General features: G+C 70.9%; 17 protein-coding genes and 2 pseudogenes. 10 read left to right on the plus strand and 9 right to left on the minus strand.

From position 1 onward, the window contains the following. Positions 1–57 precede the first annotated feature (57 nt). The 5 genes from VFZ92_RS00390 to VFZ92_RS00410 all read left to right on the plus strand — a co-directional run bounded on the left by VFZ92_RS00390 (position 58) and on the right by VFZ92_RS00410 (position 5,868). Positions 58–1,341, plus strand: a complete 1,284-nt coding sequence (locus tag VFZ92_RS00390) for an amino acid deaminase (protein WP_330873597.1) — start codon at positions 58–60, stop codon at positions 1,339–1,341. A gap of 9 nt (positions 1,342–1,350) precedes the next feature. Beyond that, positions 1,351–2,940: a D-aminoacylase gene (locus VFZ92_RS00395; protein WP_330873598.1), complete on the plus strand. Its 1,590-nt coding sequence runs from the start codon at positions 1,351–1,353 to the stop codon at positions 2,938–2,940. Further along, positions 2,937–4,334: a gluconate:H+ symporter gene (locus tag VFZ92_RS00400; protein ID WP_330873599.1), complete on the plus strand. Its 1,398-nt coding sequence runs from the start codon at positions 2,937–2,939 to the stop codon at positions 4,332–4,334. The genes VFZ92_RS00395 and VFZ92_RS00400 overlap by 4 nt, the downstream gene beginning before the upstream one ends. Positions 4,335–4,855: 521 nt before the next feature. Next, complete coding sequence (locus VFZ92_RS00405; protein ID WP_330873600.1) at positions 4,856–5,572, plus strand: hypothetical protein; 717 nt, start codon at positions 4,856–4,858, stop codon at positions 5,570–5,572. Further along, positions 5,569–5,868, plus strand: coding sequence for a hypothetical protein (locus VFZ92_RS00410; RefSeq protein ID WP_330873601.1), 300 nt, complete (start codon positions 5,569–5,571; stop codon positions 5,866–5,868). The genes VFZ92_RS00405 and VFZ92_RS00410 overlap by 4 nt, the downstream gene beginning before the upstream one ends. 57 nt (positions 5,869–5,925) lie before the next feature. Here the strand turns inward: VFZ92_RS00410 and VFZ92_RS00415 are convergent, their stop codons facing one another. The 3 genes from VFZ92_RS00415 to uvrA form a co-directional block, all read right to left on the minus strand. Next, positions 5,926–7,155 (minus strand): hypothetical protein, encoded by a 1,230-nt coding sequence (locus tag VFZ92_RS00415; protein WP_330873602.1) that lies wholly within the window; start codon positions 7,153–7,155, stop codon positions 5,926–5,928. A 132-nt stretch (positions 7,156–7,287) separates the two neighbouring features. Beyond that, the gene (locus VFZ92_RS00420) at positions 7,288–7,809 is read right to left on the minus strand and encodes an SRPBCC family protein (RefSeq protein ID WP_330873603.1); all 522 of its coding nucleotides are present in this window, start codon (positions 7,807–7,809) and stop codon (positions 7,288–7,290) included. Positions 7,810–8,770: 961 nt separating this feature from the next. Continuing rightward, positions 8,771–11,638: an excinuclease ABC subunit UvrA gene (uvrA, locus tag VFZ92_RS00430; protein ID WP_330873604.1), complete on the minus strand. Its 2,868-nt coding sequence runs from the start codon at positions 11,636–11,638 to the stop codon at positions 8,771–8,773. Positions 11,639–12,113: 475 nt separating this feature from the next. On the opposite strand from uvrA, the gene VFZ92_RS00435 reads away from it, so the two are divergent. Next, entirely contained in the window at positions 12,114–12,902 is a 789-nt protein-coding gene (locus tag VFZ92_RS00435; RefSeq protein ID WP_414719768.1) for a maleylpyruvate isomerase family mycothiol-dependent enzyme, read from the plus strand. A 128-nt stretch (positions 12,903–13,030) separates the two neighbouring features. Here the strand turns inward: VFZ92_RS00435 and VFZ92_RS00440 are convergent. Beyond that, a pseudogene (locus VFZ92_RS00440) lies at positions 13,031–14,107 on the minus strand (acyltransferase family protein); the annotation flags it as partial. A 1-nt stretch (position 14,108) separates the two neighbouring features. Between VFZ92_RS00440 and VFZ92_RS00445 the strand changes: the two are divergent. Further along, the gene (locus VFZ92_RS00445; RefSeq protein ID WP_330873606.1) at positions 14,109–14,786 is read left to right on the plus strand and encodes an MBL fold metallo-hydrolase; all 678 of its coding nucleotides are present in this window, start codon (positions 14,109–14,111) and stop codon (positions 14,784–14,786) included. A gap of 551 nt (positions 14,787–15,337) precedes the next feature. Beyond that, a pseudogene (locus VFZ92_RS00450) lies at positions 15,338–15,400 on the plus strand (DUF2510 domain-containing protein); the annotation flags it as partial. 98 nt (positions 15,401–15,498) lie between these two features. Here the strand turns inward: VFZ92_RS00450 and VFZ92_RS00455 are convergent. Then, positions 15,499–15,909: a VOC family protein gene (locus VFZ92_RS00455; protein ID WP_330873607.1), complete on the minus strand. Its 411-nt coding sequence runs from the start codon at positions 15,907–15,909 to the stop codon at positions 15,499–15,501. Positions 15,910–16,078: 169 nt separating this feature from the next. Between VFZ92_RS00455 and VFZ92_RS00460 the strand changes: the two genes are divergently transcribed. Then, a complete protein-coding gene (locus VFZ92_RS00460; protein ID WP_330873608.1) occupies positions 16,079–19,135 on the plus strand; it encodes a discoidin domain-containing protein in 3,057 nt (1,018 codons plus the stop codon). On the opposite strand, the gene VFZ92_RS00465 is transcribed toward VFZ92_RS00460, so the two are convergent. The 3 genes from VFZ92_RS00465 to VFZ92_RS00475 all read right to left on the minus strand — a co-directional run bounded on the left by VFZ92_RS00465 (position 19,124) and on the right by VFZ92_RS00475 (position 22,188). Then, entirely contained in the window at positions 19,124–19,867 is a 744-nt protein-coding gene (locus VFZ92_RS00465) for an aspartate/glutamate racemase family protein (protein ID WP_330873609.1), read from the minus strand. The two genes, VFZ92_RS00460 and VFZ92_RS00465, sit on opposite strands and share 12 nt — an antisense overlap. Further along, a complete protein-coding gene (locus tag VFZ92_RS00470) occupies positions 19,864–21,360 on the minus strand; it encodes an NCS1 family nucleobase:cation symporter-1 (RefSeq protein ID WP_330873610.1) in 1,497 nt (498 codons plus the stop codon). Before VFZ92_RS00470 ends, VFZ92_RS00465 begins: the two co-directional genes overlap by 4 nt. 114 nt (positions 21,361–21,474) lie before the next feature. Beyond that, positions 21,475–22,188: a GntR family transcriptional regulator gene (locus tag VFZ92_RS00475; protein ID WP_330873611.1), complete on the minus strand. Its 714-nt coding sequence runs from the start codon at positions 22,186–22,188 to the stop codon at positions 21,475–21,477. A 117-nt stretch (positions 22,189–22,305) separates the two neighbouring features. Here VFZ92_RS00475 and VFZ92_RS00480 point away from each other — a divergent pair, with 117 nt between their 5' ends. Beyond that, complete coding sequence (locus tag VFZ92_RS00480) at positions 22,306–22,704, plus strand: MmcQ/YjbR family DNA-binding protein (protein ID WP_330873612.1); 399 nt, start codon at positions 22,306–22,308, stop codon at positions 22,702–22,704. Between the two features lie 24 nt (positions 22,705–22,728). On the opposite strand, the gene VFZ92_RS00485 is transcribed toward VFZ92_RS00480, so the two are convergent. Then, on the minus strand, positions 22,729–23,883 hold the full coding sequence (locus VFZ92_RS00485) for a peptidase C39 family protein (protein ID WP_330873613.1): 1,155 nt from the start codon (positions 23,881–23,883) through the stop codon (positions 22,729–22,731). Positions 23,884–23,986: the final 103 nt, after the last annotated feature.

The following is a 23,986-nucleotide window of genomic DNA, read 5'->3' on the forward strand; positions in this document are numbered from 1 at the left end:
TCAGCATCACATCGCGCAATAGCCGTTGCAAAATATGCAACGTGAGGAGCGAGACACGTGCACTCCGCCGACATCGATCGGACCGCGGTAGCCGCGCTGCGCGCGGAACGCGTCGACTGGCAGTTCAAGGGCTTGCCGAGCTCGACGTTCGGCGCCACCGTGGGCGAGGTCGCCGACCGGCGCCTCGACCTGTTCGCCGACGGCTTCGTCGGCCCGCTGGTGGTGCTCGACGCCGAAGCGCTGGAGCACAACCTCACGACGATGGCGGGGTGGTGCGCCAGGCACGGCGTCGCGCTGGCGCCGCACGGCAAGACCACGATGGCGCCGCAGCTGTTCGCCCGCCAGCTCGACCACGGCTCGTGGGCGATCACGGCGGCCAACGCCAGCCAGCTCAGGGTGTACCGGGCGTTCGGCGTGAGCCGGGTGCTGCTGGCCAACCAGCTCGTCGACCCCGCCGCGCTGCGGTGGCTGGCCGACGAGCTGGCGGCCGACCCGGCGTTCGAGTTCACCTGCTGGGTGGACTCGGTGGCAGGGGTGCGGGCGATGACCGAGGCGCTGGGGTCCGCCTCCCGACCGGTCGACGTGCTCGTGGAGCTCGGCGCGACCGGCGGCCGGACCGGGGCGCGCGACGCGGACACCGCCGTCGCGGTGGCGCAAGCGGTTGCGGAGAGCCCGGCGCTGCGGCTCGTCGGCGTCGGCGGGTACGAGGGCGCGCTCGCGCACGACGCGTCCGAGCAGGCGAAGTCCACAGTGGACGCCTATCTTGACGCGGTGCGCGACCTGGTGCTGCGGCTGCACGGCGAGGGCCGGTTCGACGGCGTCGACCAGGTGATCGTCACGATCGGCGGCAGCGCGTACTTCGACCAGGTCGCCGCGGCGCTGACCCGGCCGTGGCCGGAGGACCTGCCGGTGCTGCCGGTGGTGCGCAGCGGCGCCTACGTGACGCACGACGACGGTTTCTACCGCGGCATCTCGCCGCTGGGCAGGACCGAGGGCGAGCAGCCGTTCCGGTCCGCGCTGCGGGCGTGGGCGCAGGTCACGTCGAAGCCGCAGGCCGACCTGGCGCTGCTGACGATCGGCAAGCGCGACGCGTCGTTCGACGAGGGCCTGCCGGAGCCCCAGGTCGTGCGGTCGGCGGGGGTGGAACGGCCGCTGAGGGGCGCGACCGTGACGGCCCTGAACGACCAGCACGCGTTCCTGGCGATCGGCGACGACACCGTGGAGGTCGGGGACTGGATCGGGCTCGGCCTGTCCCACCCGTGCACCGTGTTCGACAAGTGGCGGCTCATCCCCGTGGTCGACGGCACGACCGTCGTCGACCTCGTCCGGACCTACTTCTAGGGAGCAGGCGTGGACATCGTCTTCAAGGGCGCGCGGGTCGTGGACGGCACCGGCGCACCCGAGCACCGGGCGGACGTCGGCGTGCGCGACGGCCGGATCGCGGAGATCGGCGACCGGCTGTCCGGCGGGCGGACCGTCGACGCCGACGGGCTCGTGCTGGCTCCCGGTTTCATCGACATGCACTCGCACTCGGACCTCCAGGTGCTGGCGAACCCCGACCACCTGGCCAAGGTGTCGCAGGGCGTGACCAGCGAGGTGCTCGGCCAGGACGGGCTGTCGTACGCGCCCGTGGACGACGCCGTGCTGGAGACCCTGCGCGGTCAGCTCGCGGGCTGGAACGACGACCCGCCGGGCTTCGACTGGAACTGGCGGTCGGTCGGCGAGTACCTGGACCGGCTCGACCGGGGCATCGCGGTGAACGCCGCCTACCTGGTGCCGCAGGGCACCGTGCGGATGCTCTGCGTCGGCTGGGAGGACCGGCCCGCGACCGACGCCGAGGTCGACCGGATGCGGACCGTCGTCGCGCGGTCGCTGCGGGAGGGCGCGGTGGGGCTCTCGTCCGGCCTCACCTACACGCCCGGCATGTACGCGAGCACGTCGGAACTGGTCCAGCTCTGCCAGGTCACCGGGTCGCTGGGCGGCTACTACAGCCCGCACCACCGCAGCTACGGCGCGGGCGCGCTGGAGGCGTACGCGGAGATGGTCCAGGTGTCGCTCGACTCCGGCTGCCCGCTGCACCTCGCGCACGCCACGATGAACTTCCCGGTGAACGAGGGCCGCGCGGGTGAGCTGCTGACGCTGCTCGACGACGCCATCGCGGCCGGTGCGGACATCTCGCTCGACACCTACCCGTACCTGCCCGGCGCGACCTACCTGTCGGCGCTGCTGCCGAGCTGGGCCACCGAGGGCGGCCCCGAGGCGACGCTGGCCCGGCTGTCCGACGCGGACGCGCGCGAGCGGATCAGGGTGGAGATCGAGGAGACCGGGTCGGACGGCTGCCACGGCGTGCCCGTCGACTGGAACTCCATCGAGATCAACGGCGTGCGGCGCGCGGAGAACGCGCACCTGGTCGGCCGCAGCGTCGCCGCGTCGGCGACGAGCGCGGGCCGGGCGGCGTCGGAGGTGTACTTCGACACCCTGGTGGCCGAGCGGCTCGGCACGTCGTGCCTGATGCACGTCGGCCACGAGGGCAACGTGCAGGCGATCATGCGCCACCCGGCCCACACCGGCGGCAGCGACGGCCTGCTGGTCGGCGACCGGCCGCACCCGCGCGCGTGGGGCACCTTCCCGCGCTACCTCGCGCGCTACGTGCGGGAGCTGGGCGTGCTCGGCCTGGAGGACTGCGTCTCCCACCTCACCGGGCGGGCCGCGAAGCGGCTGCGCCTGACCGACCGCGGCCTCGTGCGCGAGGGCTACGCGGCGGACCTGGTCCTGTTCGACCCGGAGGAGGTCGCGGACACCGCGACCTTCGACAAACCCCGGCAGGCGGCTGCCGGCATCCCGTACGTGCTCGTCAACGGGGTGCCGGTGATCGACGGCGGTACGCACACCGGGGCGCTGCCCGGCCATTCCCTGCGCAACAACGGGAGCACGATGTGATCAACTGGCTGCAACACGAAACGGGCGGCCTGCTGACGCTGTCCGCGATCAGCATCGCCCTGCTGCTGATCATGATCATCCGGTACAAGGTCGAGCCGTTCATCGCCCTGCTGATCGCCGGTCTGCTCGTGGCGCTCGCCGCGGGCCTGCCGGTGGAGACCCTGGTCGGATCGGCCCAGAAGGCGTCGGGATCACTGCTGGAGGGCGGCTTCGGCGGCATCCTCGGGCACATCGCGTCGATCATCGGCCTCGGCACGCTGCTCGGCGCGATCCTGGAGGCGTCCGGTGGCGCCCAGGTGCTGACCGGGTCGCTGCTGCGGGCGTTCGGCGAGAAGCGCGCGCCGCTCGCGATGGGTCTGGCCGGTCTGATCTTCGGTGTGCCGGTGTTCTTCGACATCGGCATCTTCGTGCTGGCGCCGCTGGTCTACGTGGCGGCCAAGCAGGGCGGCAAGTCGATCGTGCTGTACGCCATGCCGCTGCTCGCGGGCCTGTCGGTCATGCACGCGTTCATGCCTCCCCACCCCGGCCCGGTGGCCGCGGCCGGTCTGCTGAAGGTCGGCCTCGGCTGGATCATCATCATGGGCCTGGCCTGCGCGATCCCGGCGTGGTTCGTCGGCGGCATCCTGTACTCCACGTGGATCGGCAAGCGGATCAACGTTCCCGTGCCCGAGGAGATGCTGGCCGCCGCCGAGGAGGCGCGGGGCGACGACGAGGTGGAGAACCCGCCGTCGCTCGGCCTGGTGCTGGGGATCATCGCGATCCCGCTGGTGCTGATCCTCGCGGGCACGTTCGGCAGCATCCTGCTGGCCAAGGGCTCCCGCCTGTACGGGGTGTTCACGTTCTTCGGCACGCCCGCGGTCGCGCTGACCATCGCGGTGCTGCTGGCCACGTGGCTGCTCGGCTACCGCCGCGGCATGACCCGCGACCAGCTCACCGAGCTGACCGGCAAGTCGCTGCGCCCGGTCGGCATGATCCTGCTCGTCGTCGGCGCGGGCGGCTTCTTCGGCGCCGTGCTCTCCGCGACCGGCGTCGGCAAGGTGCTCGCCACGTCGCTGTCGGACATGGGCCTGCCGGTGATCGCGCTGGCCTACGTCATCAGCTGCGGCATGCGCATCGCGCAGGGGTCGGCCACCGTCGCGATCGTCACGACCACCGGCATCGTCGCGCCGGTCGTGGCGGACCTGGACTACTCGCAGCCCCAGCTGGCGCTGCTGGTCATGTCGATCGCGGCGGGCTCGATCATCGCCTCGCACGTGAACGACGGCGGCTTCTGGATCGTCTCGCGGTACTTCGGCCTGTCGGTCAAGGAGACGCTCCAGACGTGGACCGTGCTGGAGACCGTGCTGTCCGTGGTCGGCTTCATCATGGCCGCGGGGCTCAGCCTGGTCGTCTAACCGCCCTCCCGCTGACGAAGGCCCGCCCGGCGAGTTCGCCGGGCGGGCCTTTCGGCGTATTCGGTCACCCGTTCAGCCCAGCTCGGCGCTGTCGAATAGCGACATCGATCATCTCGCCAAAAAATGAATCAACTTTAAGACCGTGCCGCACTAGTGCGGTCTTGGCCAACGACATCCACGACCGTGCACCACAGCCCGGAAATCCACTCCGCAGCGTCTACAACCTGGCCGCGAATTCACCCGAAACGGGGAACGCGACCACACTTTCTCGTCAATGATGGATGTGCCGCCGGGCTGGAGGTCACCGACCGCCCACACCCTCGATTGGGTGCCACCACTACCGAATCAACCGTTCCCTGCGGCAGACTTTCGACCGCACCCGAAGTCGCGTCTCATGATCCCGGGACAGGTCGACGTGCTTTCGGCAGTGCGAAACCGGCGTTCGTGGAATTGTTTCACACCCTTTTCCACGCCGCCGTGCCCCGGCGAAAGAATTCTTCCACACAGGGAGTGGAATGCAGATGGCAGGAACCCAGTACACCCTTCGCGTCATCAACAACTCATCGAACCTCGTCGACATGTGCACCTACCAGAAGGACCCGGACATCGGCGTCCCGAACGTCATGTCGCTCGCCTGGTTCGCGAAGCCCGCGCACCCGACGACGACGGTCGTGTTCCGCTGGACGATCGACTACTCGTTCGTCTGGTCGGAGACGGGCAGGCTCATCCCCGGCGTCTTCTTCGACGCCTCGCAGTCGTGGCCCGCCGACCCGAAGGTCGTCGGCGTCTCGTCCGAAACCCAGGCGGGCAACCAGATCGGGCTCTCCCACGAGGGCGGCGCCTACAACTTCACGAAGACGCCCACCGCCGGAGCGCAGGCGGGGTCGCTCTACGTCAAGGAGGACGCGAGCATCCCGCTGAAGCAGGCCAGCGTCGGCATCGGCATGTCCGGGTCGGGCACGTTCGTCGTCCAGTCCCAGCCGAACCTGAACCTGACCTTCACCCCGCACCCGGTCTACTACCTCGCCGCGGGCACCTACACCCAGGGCGAGGTGCTCGACATCGGGTCGGTCACCAACCCGACGCCCATCCGGTTCCCGGCGGGCATCTACTCGGTGACCGCGACGCTCAACGAGGACAACACCTGGACGGTGAACCCGACCAGCGGCCTGAACGCGTTGGAGCACAAGCAGGTCATGGGCTCCCGGCGGGAAAGCGGTTCGGCGGTGAAGCGATGAGCGAGACCACCGGAACCACGTCGCGGGACGGGGACAGCGGGGCGCTGGAGTTCCCGGAGGGCCACTACACCGACGTGAGGATCTACCCGATCCTGGGAGGTCCCGGTTCGCTGAGCGGCGGCACCGGCACCTTCTCCTCGTTCGGGACCTTCTCGGCCGGGCAGTTCAGCCCCGGTGACCTGCCGAGGATCGGCGACCACTACAACATCATGGCCACCCACGAGGGCGTCAACTACAACTTCTCGCGGTGGAAGTGCACCCACTCGGGTGGCACGAGCGACTTCCGGGAGAACTAGCCCACAGCGCGAGGGGCCCGTCGGGTGCGACCACCCGGCGGGCCCCTCGTCGTGGGACTAGACGCCTGCCTTCTTGCCCTCCGGGGTGGAGGCGAACCACGTGCCGCCGACGCCCTGGCCCTTGGCCTCGCCGCAGACCTCGTCCTCCGCGAAGGTGTACAGCGGCTTGCCCGCGATGGTGAGCTGCTTGCCGCCGTCGTCACGGGTGATCGTGCTGACCAGGACCTTGTCGACGCCCTGGACCTCGAAGCCGTCGGACGTCACCAGGGCCGGGGGCCACTTGACCGCGCAGTCGCCGGAGCAGTTGGAGACGTCGGCGGCGTCCTTGTCGAACGTGTACAGGGTCATGCCGCCCTTGTCGGTCAGCACGGTGCCCAGGTTGCCGACCGACGCCGTCGTCAGCGCGATCTCCTTGTTCTCGGTGGCCTTCTGCCCGTCGGGGGCCGCCGCGAACCACGTGCCCTTGAAGCCCTGGCTCTTGGCGTCGCCGGGGGCCTTGTCCTCGACCGACGTGTAGAGCGGCCAGCCCTTCGCCGTGACCTGCTTCTTCCCGTCCTTGCGCAGCACCGTGCCGAGGGAGGCCTTGTCGACGCCCTTCACCGCGATGTCGTCCGACGTCGTCAGCACCGGCGGGAACTTCGCCGCGCAGTCGCCCTCGCAGTTGGAGACCGAGGGGCTGGTGGTGTCCTTGTCGAAGCGGTACACCGTCAGACCGGCACCGCTGGTCAGCACCGTGCCCAGACCGGGAACGACCGCCGTCGCGAGCACCGGCTCGGCCCCCTCAGCCGTGTTCTGGCTGGCCTTCTCGCCCTCCGGCGTCGCCGCGAACCACACACCGCCGACACCCTGCCCCTTGGTGTCACCGGGCCCGGTGTCCTTCGCGAACTCGTAGAGCGCCCACCCCGCGACCGTCAACTGCTTGGTGCCGTCCTTGCGCGTCAACGTCGACACCAGCGCCTTGTCCACGCCCTGCACCTCAAGATCCCCCTCGGGGGCGAGCGCGGGCGGCCACTGCGCCTCGCAGTCGTCGACGCACGTGGACGTCGGTGGATCCGTCCGGTCCTCGTCGAACCGGTACAACGTCTTGCCGTTGCTCCCGGTCAACACCTGACCGAGGTCCCCCACCGTCGCCGACGTCAGCGCGACGACCTTGCCCTGCACCAACTTCTGCGCGTCGGAGGCGGCGTTGGGCGAGCCCGCGGTGGTCGCGGCCTGGCCGCAGGCGCTCAGCAGCGTGAGCCCGAGAACAGCCGCTGCCCCGAAAATGGACGCACGAATACCAGACATGGTGCCAACCTCCTTGGATGGTCGCTCGCACCCCTTGTTCACGGCGACCGACTGCCCACAACACGGACAGCCCCGGAGAATGGTTCAAAACTCGTCGAAGATTTTTTCCAGCCCCACGACCAGCACCGACGGTCACCGCCGCGACACGGCCCCCTTGGCGAACCCGGCCAGGTACGTCACCAGCCCCCGCCGCCCGTGCCGCATCATCATCTGGTGGTTGGCCACCAGCGCGGGCCGCACCAACGGCCCGAGCGCCCGGAGCAACGGCTTCCCCACCACCACCTCCTGCTCGTACACCAACCGAGCCCCACCACCCCACGACTGGACCCGCCACCCGACCGTGCCGTTCAGATCACCGGAAAGATCAGCGACCAGCACGAGCCGCTCCGCATCCCTGGTGTGGTGACTGGCCTCGAACACCAACTCGTAGGGAAGAACGGACCGACAACACAACTCGGCCCGCTCCTCCCCCACCTGAACAGCCCGACGCACCTCAGGCCACCAGAGCGGGTAACTGGCGAGATCCGCGAGAACGTCAAAAGCATCAGCGGGCGGACAGTCGACCAACCAAACGCTGCGAAAACGGTAGTGGTGAGAAAACACCGGGCAAGTATCACCAACCCACCAGCCAACTTGCCCATCAGGCAGAACCACTTCACCCGTTCGGCGGCCGAACTCTACTCAGAGCACATCCCCAGCACCCGCAACCAACCCACAACCCAAAGCGGGCCACCGCCTTCCCTGGAGCAGTGGCCGATTTACTCGGGGGATTTGCCCCTTGCCCTGGTAGATCGGGCAGGTGACACCACCTGCCCGTGAGCCCGATCAAGGGGGCAGATCGAGGGGTCCCCGAGTCACACCGGCCACCACCGCTGGGACTGGAGAAAACTAGTGCCTACCCGCGAAGTGGGTGTGGCCGATCCGCTTTGACCTTGGGTTCGTCATCCGCAGGCACGAACCGACCGACGAGCAGTGGTAGACGATCGAGCCGCTGCCCGTCTCGGGCGCGCAAGGCCGTCCGCGGATGGACAGCCCTCGGGTGACCGACGGGATGCTGTTCAAGGCCACGACAGGTGACACCTGGCGGGGCCTGCCGCAACGGCACCCTCACCACGCTGGTCGGGAAGGCGCGGGTGGTCTCCGAGGCGATCGACGACCTCGACCGCGAGGTGTCGGTGCGGTCCGGCATCGTGCATGGCCTGCATCGCGTTCCGACGACCGGGCCCCGGCCGCCCGGTGACCAGGCCCGCACCGCCTGCACACGACGCACCGTGGTCGACCGCTGCTTCAACCGGCTCAGGCAGTTCCGCGCCATCGCCACCCGCTTCGACAAGACCCCCGTGCCCTACTTGGCGGTCGCTGTCGGCCGCGCACGGCGTCCGGGCAAGGCGACTCCACGGCACACCGGACCGTCCGCCTCACCGCCGGATCACGGCGGTGACCCCGGAGAGGACCGACCACCAGGCCACCAGGCCACCAGGCCACCAGGCCACCAGGAAGAAGGATTCCGCCAGCGGCCGGTCTCGTCCGTTCCCGCGCGCCACAGACAACGCGACACCGTCGACCGAAGCCATGGCGTGGCCGGGCCACCCGCATGGCCGCCCGACGGTCGCCCCTAAACCCCAACCCCCTCCAACACATTCCTCAAGAACTGCCCCGTGTAACTGGCCTCCACGCCGGCGACCTGCTCAGGAGTCCCCTCCGCGATGACCATCCCGCCACCGGACCCACCCTCGGGCCCCATGTCCACGACCCAGTCCGACGTCTTGATGACGTCCAGGTTGTGCTCGATCACCACAACGCTGTTCCCCTTGTCCACCAAGCCGTTGATCACCCCGAGCAGCTTCCGGATGTCCTCGAAGTGCAATCCGGTCGTCGGCTCGTCGAGGATGTACACCGTCCGCCCCGTCGACCGCTTCTGCAACTCCGAGGCCAGCTTCACGCGCTGGGCCTCACCACCCGACAGCGTCGGCGCGGGCTGACCGAGGCGCACGTACCCGAGCCCCACGTCGACCAGCGTCCTCAGGTGCCGGTGGATCGCGTTGATCGGCTCGAAGAACGAGGCCGCCTCCTCGATGGGCATGTCCAGGACTTCGGAGATCGTCTTCCCCTTGTAGTGCACCTCCAGGGTCTCCCGGTTGTACCGGGCCCCCTTGCACACCTCGCAGGGCACGTACACGTCCGGCAGGAAATTCATCTCGATCTTGATCGTGCCGTCGCCCGCGCACGCCTCGCAGCGCCCGCCCTTGACGTTGAACGAGAACCGCCCCGGCAGGTAGCCCCGGACCTTCGCCTCGGTGGTGGAGGCGAACAGCTTCCGGATGTGGTCGAACACCCCGGTGTAGGTGGCCGCGTTCGACCGAGGCGTGCGCCCGATGGGCGACTGGTCGACCTGCACCAGCTTGTCGACCTCCTCCAGACCCTTGATCCGGGTGTGGCGGCCGGGGACCTGCCGAGCCCCGTTCAGCTTGTTCGCCAGCACGGTGGCCAGGATGTCGTTGACCAGCGTCGACTTGCCCGACCCCGACACCCCGGTGACCGACACCAGGCACCCCAGCGGGAACGACACGTCGATCCCGCGCAGGTTGTGCTCCCGAGCGCCGACCACGGTCAGCTGCCGCTTCTTGTCGACCTTCCGCCGGGCCTCCGGCATCGGGATCTGCTTCCGACCGGACAGGTACGCCCCGGTCATCGACTCCTTGTTCTTCAGCAGCGCCTTGTACGGCCCGCTGTGCACCACGTGCCCGCCGTGCTCGCCCGCGCCGGGCCCGATGTCGACCACCCAGTCGGACGTGCGGATCGTGTCCTCGTCGTGCTCCACGACGATCAGCGTGTTCCCGAGGTCCCGCAGCCGGATCAGCGTGTCGATCAACCGGTGGTTGTCGCGCTGGTGCAGCCCGATGGACGGCTCGTCCAGCACGTACAGCACGCCGACCAGCCCGGACCCGATCTGCGTCGCCAGGCGGATCCGCTGCGCCTCGCCACCCGACAGGGTGCCGGACGCGCGGTCGAGCGACAGGTACGTGAGCCCGACGTCCAGCAGGAAGTGCAGCCGCGCCTGGATCTCCTTCAGCACGGCGCCCGCGATCATCGACTCGCGCTTGCCGAGCTTCAACCCGTCCAGGAACTCCGAGCACTCGGACACGCTCATCGCGCAGACCTCGGCGATGGACTTGTCGCCCTTGCGGCCGTGGTGCAGCGTGACGGCCAGGATCTCGGGCTTGAGCCGCGTGCCCTGGCACGTCGGGCAGGGCACCTCCCGCATGTAGCCCTCGTACTTCTCCCGCATGTACTCGGACTCGGTCTGCTCCTGGCGGCGCTCCAGGAACGGGATGACGCCCTCGTAGTTCGCGTAGTACGAGCGCTCGCGGCCGTACCGGTTCTTGTACCGGACGTGGACCTGCTCGTTCACGCCGTGCAGCACGGCCTTCTGGACCTTCGCGGGCAGCGAGCGCCACGGCGTGTCCATCCGGTACCCGATGGCCTCGCCGAGCGACTCCAGCAGCCTGATGAAGTAGTCGGCCGTCTGCCCGCCCGCCCACGGTGCGATGGCGCCGTCGCCGAGCGACAGCTCGTCGTCCGGCACCACCAGTTCGGGGTCGACCTCCTTGCGCACGCCGAGACCGGTGCACGCGGGGCACGCGCCGTAGGGCGAGTTGAACGAGAACGAGCGCGGTTCGAGGTCCTCGATCGCGAGCGGGTGGCCGTTGGGGCAGGCCAGGTGCTCGGAGAAGCCGCGCTCCCGCTCGGGGTCGGTCTCGGGCAGGTCGACGAACTCCAGGACGACGAGCCCGTCGGCCAGCCTCAACGCGGTCTCGACCGAGTCGGTGAGGCGCTGCTTGGAGCTGGCCTTCACCGACAGCCGGTCGATCACCACGGAGATCTCGTGCTTCTCCTGCTTCTTGAGCTTCGGCACCTCGGCCAGCGCGTACACCGTGCCGTCGACCTTCGCGCGCGAGTAGCCCTGGGCCTGGAGCGCGGAGAACAGGTCGAGGTACTCGCCCTTGCGACCGCGGATGACCGGCGCGAGGACCTGGAACTTGACGCCCTGCTCCATCGCGAGGACCTGGTCGACGATCTGCTGCGGCGTCTGCTTGCTGATCGGCTCGCCGCACGTCGGGCAGTGCGCCTTGCCCGCGCGGGCGTAGAGCAGGCGCAGGTAGTCGTACACCTCGGTGATCGTGCCGACGGTGGAGCGGGGGTTGCGGCTGGTCGACTTCTGGTCGATCGACACCGCCGGTGACAGGCCCTCGATGAAGTCGACGTCCGGCTTGTCCATCTGCCCCAGGAACTGGCGCGCGTACGCGGACAGCGACTCCACGTAGCGCCGCTGGCCCTCGGCGAAGATCGTGTCGAACGCGAGGCTGGACTTGCCCGAGCCGGAGAGCCCGGTGAACACGATGAGGGCGTCCCTCGGCAGGTCGAGGTCCACGCCCCGCAGGTTGTGCTCGCGAGCGCCGCGAACGACAAGGCGGTCGGCCACTGGGTTCCCTTCGGCTACGGGTTTGGCGGTCCGGTACGGCACACGCCGGGTTCGTGCGGTACCGAACACACGTTCGAAAAAGCGTACTAAACACCACTGGTGTCCGCGCGACGGGTCGGCCCCCGGGCGGGGGCGGCCTGGCCGCGGGAGGTGAGCCGACGACCATGCTAGGTGGGAGCACCGACAAAAACGGCGCGGGTGCCCCTGACCTCAGGCGACGGACCCGCCGAGCCCGCACCGGGGATCCCCGTGGCCCCCTGCGCCCCACCAGCCCCACGGATCACGGCGTCAAGAGACCTAGTTCACTCGTTCGTGTGGGACTTGCGGCCCTCGGCACGCGCCCCTGGCCGTGAGTAGAGTCGAAAGCACCGCCACCTGGGACATCCCGTGATCGACGCTCTTCCGACCCACGGCGAACACTCCTAGGCTGGCCGCCACACGACACCGAGCCTCAACGTCGGGGAGAGGCACCCACATGAGCTTTGCCAACACCGGTTCCCAGGTGCAGCCCGCGGTACCCGCGCCCAGGGAGCAGTCCGCCGCGGCGCAGCTCGCCGGCGCGCACCTCGCCGCCGTCGACCGGGCCACCGAGGCCTTCTACTCCGCCGTGGCGGAGCTGGACACCTCCGCGGTGCGGGGTCCCAGCCTGCTGCCGGGGTGGACGCGGGCGCACGTCATCACCCACGTGGCCCGCAACGCCGACGCGCTGGTCAACCTGCTCACGTGGGCCAAGACGGGCGTGGAGCACCAGGCCTACACCAGCCGGAGCGACCGCGACGCGGACATCGAGGAGGGGTCGACCCGCACGCTGCAACTGCTGCGCGCGGACCTGGACTCGGCGTGCCTGCGGTTCGCCGCGGCCGCCGAGACCGTGCCCGCGTCGGCCTGGGAGGCCGAGGTCTCCCCGCCGAGCGGCGGGGTGGTGCTCGCCCACCAGGTGCCGTGGCTGCGGCTGCGCGAACTGCTGTTCCACCTGGTCGACCTGAACGTGGGCGTCGACTTCGACGACGTCCCGGAGGAGTTCCTGGAAGACCTGGTGGACGGCCTGGTCGGGCACTTCGTGGACGAGCCGGACGTGCCGCCGGTGCGTCTGGAGGTCGCGCTGCCGGACGGCCGTCAGCGGGTGTGGGAGTTCAACACGGCGGGCACGGACAGCTCCGTCACGGTCAGCGGTGACGCCTCGGACGTGATCGGGTGGCTCAGCGGCCGCCACGACGGCGCGCGGCTCAGCGGCGACGTGCCGAGGCTCCCGGCCTGGCTGTGAGCGGGGCCACCGCCGACGAACCGGGGTGCCAGCAGCCGGACCGCGAGCAGCAGGCGGATCAGCACCGGCCCCCGGCTCGCGGCGGTGAGCCGGGAGAACGCGGGGCGCTCCACGAACCTGGTGAGCAGCCAGCCGAGCAGCAGGGCCGTGCCGAGGAAGGCGCCGAGCCTGGTCACCGGTCCGGCGCCGAGGCGAGCGAGGTAGGCCATCACGACGTAGCCGATCTCCTGGTGCACCAGGTACACGCCGTAGGTGGTGCCCGCCAGCCACCTGATCGGCGTCGCGAGCACGCGGACCGGCCCGACGTTCCAGTCCGGCCCGGCCGCCGCCGCGGCGAACCCGAGGATCAGCACGCCGAGGCCGAGCGTCGACCCTGGGTTCGAGCTGTGGACGGCCTGCGCGGACAGCGCGGCCACCACCAGCGCGGCCAGGTGACCGCCGCCGAGCCTGTTCTTCGACCACAGCCAGACGGCGACGCCGATGGTGAACAGCTGCGCGCGGTGCACGCCCAGCCCGTCGTAGACCGTGCGCACGACACCGGGGTCGTTCGTCCAGACCCGCATGACCAGCGGTCCGAGCACGAGTGTCCACAGCAGACCCCGCAGCCACCGCCCGCGCACCCTGGAGAACAGCACGGCACCCGCGACGAAGCCGGTGATCTGCACGGGCAGCGTCCAGTACGAGTAGTCGACGAGCGCCGCGCCGGGCACCCAGTTCTGGAGCATGAGCACGTTCAGCACCAGGTCGCCGACCGTGAGGCCGCTCCAGCCGGTGGGCGCGAGCCAGCGCAGCACGGAGAACGTGACGACCGCCACCACCAGGTAGGCGGGGAGGAGGCGCGCCAACCGGTTGCGGAGGAACCGCACGGGTTCGCCCTTCGCCAGCGACGCGCAGGCGAAGTAGGCCGACATCACGACCAGCCCGCTGGCCCCCATCTCCAGGGGGAAGGTGAACGGCGGAGCGCCCACCTCGGGGTGCACGTGCGGGCCCGCGTGCGTGGCGTGCTGCAACAGGACCGAGAACACGGCGAGCACGCGCAAGACGTCCCAGTTGATCTGCCTTGCGGAGGCGCGTGAGGAGTTCGACACGAGGGGGAGGACCTGTCCGGAGGGTGCGGAAACGATCTTCGTTGAGCCTAATGGGTCAACCTGTAGGGACCCTGAAGGAGTACGCGTTTCCGTGGCCGAGCGACTACGGTCGGCCATTGTGGACGTACAAGAGGACTACACCGGGCACGTCGACCCCGGCGGCCCCGCCGCACGCCGGACCCTGGACGCGCTGACCATCACGAAGCTCTCCGTGGGCCCGATGGACAACAACGCCTACCTGCTGGTCTGCCGGGCGACCGGCGAGGCCCTGCTGGTCGACGCGGCCAACGACCCCGAACGCCTGTCCGACCTGGTCGGGCACTCGCAGGACCGGCCGAGGCTCAAGACGATCGTCACCACCCACCAGCACGCCGACCACTGGCAGGCGCTGGGCGCGGTGGCGGGCGCGAACGGCGCGAACACCGTCGCCCACGCCCTCGACGCGGACCCCCTGCCGGTACCGCCGGACCAGCTCGTCGAGCACGGCGACACGGTGCTGGTGGGCGAGGTACCGCTGACCGTGATCCACCTGCGCGGTCACACGCCGGGCTCCATCGCGCTGCTGTACCGCGACCCGGCCGGTCACGGGCACCTGTTCACCGGGGACTCGCTGTTCCCCGGTGGGCCGGGGAAGACGGCGGACCCGGAGAAGTTCGGGTCGCTGATGGACGACCTGGAGACGCGGGTGTTCGGGGAGCTGCCGGACGACACGTGGTTCTACCCCGGCCACGGTGACGATTCGACGCTGGGTGCTGAGCGTCCGAAGCTCGGGGAGTGGCGCGAGCGCGGCTGGTGATCTCCACCCGATCGGGGCTGCCTGTGGTTCTTCGGGCGGCCCCGATCGCGGTTGGCGGCGGCGACCCGGCGCGTAGGCGGAACCGCGCGGCTGGGCGTCCCCGCCGCGGCGCGTGGAATCCCGTGAGCCGGCCGGAAGGCTCCGCGACGCCACCCCCCGGCAGGTTCCCGTGCCGTTCGACGAGCTCCTCGGCGGTCAGCCCGCGGCGAGGAGGGGAGCGGAGTTCGGCGACCTCAACGCCGTTGCGCGTCACGCGGTACGTCTCGCCCGCCCCCACCTCGTCCACGACGGCTGCGACGTGGTCGCGGAACTCCCGCAGGCCGATGACCTTCACCGGGCGATTGCGGCCCGTGCGGCGCATCGGGCGAGCAGCACCCTCACCTGGCGGTCGCGGACTTCGGCGCTGGTGAACCCGGCCGACGAGGTGCGGCGGGCGGGAACGCACCCCGGCGGTGGACGCGGACGACGATCTGTCCGACGACGGCGGTGAGTGACGGACGACCCGGCCACCCGCACCCCAGCCGACCCCTCCCCCACGACCGGCCACCTGGCTGCCGGATCCGCTGGACGACGCGGTGCTCCGCTACGGGGACGGCGCGCGCTGGACGTTCCACACGATCGGGCGACCGCGCGCAGGTGGTGGCGCGGGCGGCCGGAGCCGCGTCGGCCGCACCCCGGCTCGACGTCGTCCGACGGGTGATCGGCGAGCCGGTCAGCCCCCGGTGATGTTGACCATCCACGGGATGCCGAAGCGGTCGACGCAGGCGCCGAACTCGTCGCCCCACATCTGCTTCTCCAGCGGAACGGTGACCAGGCCGCCCTCGGACAGCTTCTCCCAGTACCCGCGCAGGTCGTCCGCGTCGTCGCCGCTGAGGCTCACGGTGATGGTGGTGCCGGGGTTGTGGTCCATGCCCGGCGGGGTGTCGGCGGCCATCAGGGTGAAGCCGTTCTCGGTCTCCAGCATCCCGTGCATGATCTTGTCGGCGAACGCCTCGTCCTCGGCGCCGCCGAACTCGCCGAAGGTGTTGAGCACGAGGGTGCCGCCGAAGACGGTCCGGTAGAACTCCATCGCTTCGCGCGCGTCGTCCTCGAAGCTGATGTAGGGGTTGAGGCGAGAGGCCATTGCCCGCTCCTTCGTCGCGATTGGACAGCATCCTGGCAGACCAGCGTGGGTGCCGCCATCAGGAGCAAGGCCTGACCGGTTCAGGACAGAAAGCTCCTGTGCGAACGGTGTCGCGTGGTTCCATGGCCGCACGAACAGGCGACAACGTTGTCAACGAGCGGGGGCTGGTGTGGGCGAATTCCTGCTCAACCGTCGGCGGTTGCTGGGGCTGATCGGGGCGAGCGCCGTGATCACCGCGTGGGACGGGTCCGGGGCGGGGGCCGCGCCCGCGGCAGCCGATCCGGTGGCGGACACCTACTACCGGGTGCTGCTGCGGCACACGCGGTGGTCGGAGACGCAGTTCGACGCCACCGCCGGGCACTACCGGCGGACGGACTTCGGGTTCGCGGTGGTGCTGGGCAACGCGGTCCTGGTGACCAGGGGTGCCTACGACGCGGGGACCGCCGGTGTCGAGCGGGACGTGCTGCGGGCGCGGACAGTGGCGACGATCCGGCACTTCGCGGCGTCGAACGCGCTCGTCGGCGGCACCGAGTGGGGCAAGACCCTGTTCTGGGACACGACGTTCCAGTCGTACTTCGTGCTGGCGGCGCGGTTGCTGTGGGACGACCTGGACGCCGCCACCCGTGAGGCCGTGGACACCATCGCACGGGCCCAGGCCGAGTACACGACGTCGCTCGGGTCCGGCGACGACCCGCGGTCCGGAGACTGGACGCCGAACGGACCGGCGGGCGGGTACCGGGGCGACACCAAGCTGGAGGAGATGGGCGTCTACGCGCAGTCCCTCGCTCCGGGGCTGGCGTGGGCGGCGACCGTGCCGGAGGCGTGGCGGGCGGCGTTCGGGCGGTGGAGCCGGAACATGGCGGGCCTGCCCGCGGCCGACCTCGCGAACCCCGCGCTGGTCGACGGGGTGGCGGTGAGCGCGAACACCGCGACGAACCTGCACGACACGTACGTGGTGGAGAACCACGGGTCGTTCGGGCCGCACTACCAGGAGGAGCTGTGGCGGACGTCGGCGCGCAACGCCGTCCACTTCCTGCTCGCCGGACGGCCGCTGCCCGAGGTGATCACCGCCCAGCCGAACGGGGAACGGCTGTGGCGCACGATCCTGGGCACGATGAGCGACGCGGGCGAGCCGCTGATGCCGATGGTGCGCGACCGGGAACACCTGTACGGGCGGGACGTCATCCCGCTGGCGTTCCGGGCGCAGGTGCTGGGCGACCGGTACGCGGCGCGGGCCGAGGCGGACCTGGCGGCGCGGTTGGAGGCGTACCAGGCGTACCCGCCCGCGGACCGGATGGCGAAGTTCTCCGGTGAGCCGAAGTACGAGCCCGAGGCGCGCGCGGAGATCGCCATCTCCTACCTGCTGCACGAGTTGCGCCCGCGACCGGTGCCGGTGGGGTCGGCGGAGCTGTTCCGGTTCGCCGCCGGGGCGACGGACTTCGGTGCCGGGCCGGGGTTGCTGGCGCAGCAGTCGGAACGGGCCTGGGCCGGGACGGTGAGCAAGGCCGGGCTGGTGAAGTTCGCCTGGCAGCCCTCGCACGACGACTGGCTGTTCGTGATCAGCGGGACCACGCCGATGTTCCTGCCGTCCACCGCGCTGGCGGTGCGGGAGCGGTTCGCCAGGGCCTACACCGGGGTCCGGGACGGGTTCGACGCGACCGCGAGCGTGTTGACGTTCGACAGCGGACGGGCGGGCATGGCGACGCTGCCCACCGGGACGGTCGTCTACGCGACCTCCGGGGTCGCCGAGGGCGAGGGCCGCGTGTCGGTGCACAACCTGGCGATGCCGGGCGTGCCCGGTCTGGACGGCGACCGGGTGTTCACCGCGGCCGAGGGCAGTGCGACCGTGCGCGCCGCCGAGGGCGTCGGTCGCCGCGACGACCTGGTGTTCGCGCGGACGTCCGCGCGGCACGTGCGGATGGTCGGGGTGGTGCCGCACCCGGTGTACGGCTATTCGCTCTACTCCTTCGAGGTGGGGGACGGCGGTGGCGCGGACCTGGCCCGCGGGCGCGCGGCGTCGGCCTCCTCGTCGGACACCGGGCGCGAGCCGGGGTTCGCGGTGGACGGGGACGCGGGCACGCGGTGGGCGGTCTCGCGGGCGGACCGGCCCCGGTCCGACAGCTGGTTCGCGGTGGACCTCGGGGCCGCGGTGCCGGTGGACCGGGTGCGGCTGCACTGGGAGGCCGCCGCCGGGCAGGCGTACCGGGTCGAGACCTCCGCCGACGGGGTGGTGTGGGACGTGGTGGCCACCTATCCGCGCGACGACCTGCGCAGCACCGGGAAGTGGCTGGACGTGGACGGGCGGGCCGGGTTCGTCGTGCACGGTTCCCCGGCCCCGATCGCGGTGCGGGGCGGGACCGTGACGCTGTCCGACGGGCCCGCCGCCGGGTTCCTGGTGGAGGGGTACGTCGGGGCCGACCGGGACCTCGCGGCCATCGCGGGCGCCGGAGCGCCGGTGTGCCCGGACGGGGTGCGGGCGAGCGCGGCCGACGGGTACCTGAGCCTGTTCAACCTCGGCGCGCGGCGGGTGACCGGGGTGGTGTCGGTGCGGCAGTCGCGCACGGCGGTCAAGGTGTACCAGGGGGTTCAGCGCACCACCGCGGTCGGCACGGACCACGACGTGGTGCTGGAGGCCGGGTCGGCTCGGGTCGAGGCGCCCCGGTTCACGGTGCGGCGGATCGGGGGCGGGGCCGTGCCGGCGGGGGTCACCGTGGCGGTGCTCGACGGGCAGCGGGTGCGGGTGACCGGGCCCGCGGCGATGCTGCTGGTCGCGCAGACCGGCGGCGTGGAGCTGCCGGTGGTGCCCGGTGTCGAGGTCGTGTTCCCCAGCGGGCGGCCGTACCCGCTGGCGGACCTGGCCGCGGGTCGGGTGACGTTCCCGTCCGCTCCCCTGCCCGCCGGGATGTCCGATCCCGGCGCGGCGGTCGACGACGACCCGCGGACGTCGTGGACGCCCGGCCCCGGTGGGCGGGTGGTGGTGGACCTCGGTGCCGTGGCCGCGGTCGGGGAGGTCGTGGTGACCTGGACCGCCGGGGCGGTGCCCGCGGCGACTGTGGCGACGAGCGTGGACGGACGCGCCTACGACCCCGCCGCGGCTCTCGGGCGGGGTCGCAGGGCGACCGCGGTGGTCGGCGCGTCCGCGCGGTACGTGGCGGTGAGCACCTCGTGGAAGCGCGGGCAGGCCCGTGTGGTGTCCGTCGTGGTGCGGCCGGGATCAGCCGGGTGACGTGGTGAAGGGGTGCAGCAGCCCGGAGTAGGCCTTCGGCAGCGGTGCGGCGTACTCGCCGTGCTTGTTGGTGGTCAGGGCCATGGCGACCAGGGACTGGACCTGGAGCGTCGCGGCCCTGACCCCGTCGACGACGGGTGCGCCCAGCGCCTTGGTGAGGTCCGCGCAGAGGTCCGCCATGCCCGCGCAGCCGAGCACGACGGCGTCCGCCCCGTCCCGTGCCAGCGCGGACGCGCAGGCCTCGGTGAGCTTCTCCAGGGTGTCCGGGTCCTGGTCCAGCTCCAGCACCGGGATGTCGACGTCGTGCACGCCCGCGCAGAACTTGGTGACGCCGTAGCGCTCCACCAGGTCCCAGGCCCGGCCGCGGGTCCTCGCCAGGGTGGTCACCACGGTGAAGGTGCGCCCGAGGTAGGTGGCCGTGCGCATGGCGGCCTCCGCGATGCCCACGACCGGGCCCGCGGCCAGTTCCCGCGCCGCGTCCAGGCCGGGGTCGCCGAAGCAGGCCAGGACGTAACCGTCCACTCCGGACCGTTCGCCCTCGGCCACCTCGGCGAGGACGCCCGGAACGCTGAGGGCCTCGTCGTAGTGGCTCTCGATCGAGGCCGGGCCCATCGCCGGGCTGGTCGACTCGATCGTCGTGCCCGGCGCGGCCACCGCCAGTGCCGCGCCGTGGATGCCGCGGGTCATCGCGGCGCTGGTGTTGGGGTTGACGACCTTGATGCGCACGGTCACCGCCTGCGCGAGAGGACGGCGTGGACGGCGAAGCCGAGGGCCATGCCGATGAACCAGGTGTACGGGGCCGCGCCCTTCATGCCGGGGCCGGTGGTCCACAGGACCGGGACCATGGCGACGGCCGCGCCGACCACCGTCGCGACGACCGCGGGCGGGTTGAACCCCTTGCTGTACCAGTAGCTGCCGGCGGTGGACATGGTGAACAGGTCGTCCACGTCCACCTCCTGCCTGCGCACCAGGTAGTAGTCGGCGATCAGGACGCCGAACAGCGGGCCGATGAACGCGCCCAGCGTCTCCAGGGTGTAGTGGATGACGTCGGGGCTGTTGTAGAGGTTCCACGGGGTGATCAGCACGGAGCCGACCGCGGCGATCATGCCGCCCGCCCGCCAGGAGATCCTCTGGGGGCTGACGTTGGAGAAGTCGAACGCCGGGGAGATGAAGTTCGCGACGATGTTGATGCCGATCGTGGCGATGGTGAAGGTGAGCGCGCCCAGGACGATGGCGAGCGTGCTGTCGATCCTGGCGACCGTCTGGACCGGGTCGATGATCAGCTCGCCGAAGACCGGGACCGTCAGCGACGCGGTGACCACCACGAGGATGGAGAACACCAGGAAGTTCACCGGGAGGCCGAGGAAGTTGCCGCGCTTGACGGCGGCGAACGTCCTGCCGTAGCGGGAGAAGTCGCCGAAGTTCAGCATGGGGCCGGAGAAGTAGGAGACGACCAGGGCGATGGCGCCGAGCATGACCGGCACGGCCTGCATCCCGGTGTGCTGGACCTCGCCGAGGTTCAGGTCGATCGAGTCCCAGCCCGCCCGGTGCAGCAGGTAGCCGGTGAGCAGGAACATGACGACGTAGACGGCCGGACCGCAGAAGTCGATGAACTTGCGGATGCTCTCCATGCCGGTCCAGAACACCGCCGCCTGGAGGATCCACAGCACGGTGAAGCAGGCCCAGCCGAGCAGCGGCAGGCCGAGCAGGCCGTACTCCTGCACGTTCGCGTAGGGCATGAGGCCGGGGAACAGCTTGAGCAGCGCCACCTCCAGCGCGGCGGAGGCCAGGTAGGTCTGGATGCCGTACCAGGCGACGGCGATCAGGCCGCGGATGACGGCGGGGATGTTCGCGCCGCGCACGCCGAACACGCTGCGGCAGATGACCGGGTACGGGACGCCGGTGACCTGGCTCGGCTTCGCGACCAGGTTGCAGAAGAAGTGGACGATGCCGATGCCGATCAGCAGGGACACCAGCACCTGCCAGCTGTTCAGGCCGAGCATGAACAGGCTGCCCGCCGTGATGTAGCCGCCGACGCTGTGCACATCGGACATCCAGAAGGCGAAGATGTTGTAGGAGCCCCAGGTCTGCTTCTCCAGCGGGACCAGGTCCTCGTTCGCCAGGCGCGGGTCGTAGCTCGGCTTCACGACCCCGGTCACGGAACTGGCGTCGCCGCCGGGGTCGGGTGGGAGGAGTTCCTCCGCGTGCGGCACGATCTCGGTCATGATCACTCCCGGCTCGCCAGTCCATCACGGCTACGCCAGGTAAAACTAGGAGCGCGATGTTACGCAACCATCACGCGAAACATATATTCTGCCACGGCAGGGGTTCCGGCCGTCCTAGTCCGGTTCGGCGAACAGCCCGGTGTGCCTCGGCAGCAGCTCCAGCGAGGACTGGAGCCGCCGGTGGTGGGCCTGCGCGGCGTCCAGGAGCGCCTTCCCGTCCCGCGCCACGAACGCGGCGAGCATGGCGTCGTGGTCGCTGTGGAGCTGGGCGCGTTCCGCCTCCGGCACGTGCGCCATGGGGCGCAACGGCTCGGTGACGTTCCAGGCGGCCTCGAACATGCCGAGCAGCCGGAGCATCCCGCAGGGGGCGACCAGCGCGAGGTGGAAGCTGCGGCTCTCGCGGTGGTAGGCCTGGACGTCCCCGGCCCGCACCGCCTCCTCCAGGTTCCGGTGCGCCGCCCGCGCGGTGTCGTCGTCCCGCGCGGTCGCGGCGGCGACCGCCGCGCTCAGCGCCGCCGCCTCCAGCACCCCGCGCACGAGGTACAGCTCGTGCAGTTCGCGGGCCGTCAGCTTGGCGACCGTGTAGCCGAGGTTGGGCCGGTGCTCCACCAGCCCCTCGCCGATCAGCGTCTTCAGCGACTCGCGCACGGGGATGCGGCTGACGCCGAACACCGCCGCGACCTCGTCCAGCGGGATCGGCGTGCCGGGCGGGACGCCGCCGTCGAGCAGGCAGCGGCGCAGCTCGGCCAGGATCGCGGCCTGCGAGCTGCCGGGGCGCTCGCTGACCAACCGCGTGATCAGCACGGACGGGTGCTTCCGACCTGGCATGAGCGCCTCCTCGCCGAGGACGTGCAGGCTACGCGCCGCGCGTTGCCACCGGATGACCCCGCGGACGGGGTTCCCGTTCGCGGGGCCGGAACGCCCGCCGCGTCCTACAGTGCTGACGTGGCCACCTGGGACGAGGTACACCGGATCGCGATGGCGCTGCCGGAGGCGGAGGAGCGGTCGCCGCGCGACTGGCGGGTGAAGGGCAAGGGGTTCGTCTGCGAGCGCCCGTTGCGCAAGGCCGACCTGCTGGAACTGGGAGCGGACGCGCCGTCCGGGCCGGTGCTGGGCGCACGGGTGGCGGACCCGGGCGTGAAGGAGGCGCTGCTGGCCGACGCGCCGGACGTCTACTTCACCACGTCCCACTTCGACGGCTACGCGATGGTCCTGGTCAGGCTCGACGAGATCGGCTCGGCGGAACTGGAGGAGCTGGTCGTCGAGTCGTGGCTGGTGCGGGCGCCGAAGCGGCTGGCGAAGCAGTACCTCGACGCCACGGGCCGACCGCCTGCGGCGACCTGAGGGGTCGCCCGCGCCGGACGGTGCTCAGCGAGCGGGTTCGATGATGTACACGATGCCGCCGGACCCGCCCGCCACCGAGCCGTCGGCGGCGTAGCGCTTGGTGCGCAACCAGATCGTCTCGAACTGGGCGCGCGGGTAGACGCGGCGCACGGCCTCGTTCGAACTCGACGCCGGGTCGTTGGCGATCACGTCGCCCGCCCTCGTGAAGCCGATGACGACCATGATGTGGCCCGCGGTGCCGTAGCCCGCGCCGTCCAGCTCGTCCTCGCGGAACGACTGGGACGTGATCACCGGGACGCCGCGGGCGACGTACCGCTCCAGCTCGGTGAGCGACCGCAGCCGCGTGACGTGGCCGCGCAGGCCGAAGCTCGCGGCGTACGCGGTGTTGAACGGCCAGTTCCCGGCGCCGTCGTAGTCGAGGTCGTAGGTGTGCTCCGCGGCGTGCTCGACGCGGGGGTCGGGCAGGTTCGGGTCCAGCTCCTCCGGCTTCGGCCCCCGGCCCCAGTACTCGACCACCATCGCCGTGGACGTGGGGCTGCACCAGGCCTCGCCGCCCGCGTGCAGGTTCTGCGAGTACCGCGGCACGCGCAGCTCGACGCCGCGGGCCGGGCCGGGCGCGCTGGTGGGCACGGTGAACCTGTCGGGGACGGCCGACGCCATCGCGCCGACCATCGACAGCGTCGGCGTCACCGGGGTGCCCGCCTTGCGGTAGAGCGTGACGCGGAGCTGGAACTCGCGCTGGGCGTGGCCCTCGGCCGCCTGGAACGTGTCGACGTCGACGTACCCGTGCTCGTCGGACTGCCCCGGCACGGACGTGCGCTCGATGTCGGAGTCGCCGTAGGCCCAGCGCCCCATGACGTACCAGTCGGTCCCCGGGCCGCGGAGGTCGACCCGGATCCACGTCCCCGCCGGGGTGTCGGCGTTCCAGGACGGGACGATCTGCGTCGCGCCGAAGCGCGTGGGGTGGACCGGCGACGTCCACCGGGCGTAGTCGTAGCCCGCCTCGCGACCGATCGGCCGGTCGACGACCAGGCCGCCCGACGCGGGGCGCACCCCTTCGGAGACGCCCTGCGCGAAGGCCGCGGAGCGCCACTCGTGGTGGTCGACCGGAGCGTTCGCGACCGGTGTGAGCAACGAGGCTCCCAACAGCAGCACGGCGAGCACGGGCCACCTCCTCATCGGTGCCGATTAACATGCTATCGCCGTTATCGGTTAAGCAACAACCGCTCATCCGGGAAACCTGTCCGCTTTGTCGGCGTGATCAGCCGTTGACACGACACCG

Origin of the sequence: Umezawaea sp. (genome assembly GCF_036375055.1) — a bacterium.
In the GTDB taxonomy this organism is placed as follows: Bacteria; Actinomycetota; Actinomycetes; order Mycobacteriales; family Pseudonocardiaceae; genus Umezawaea.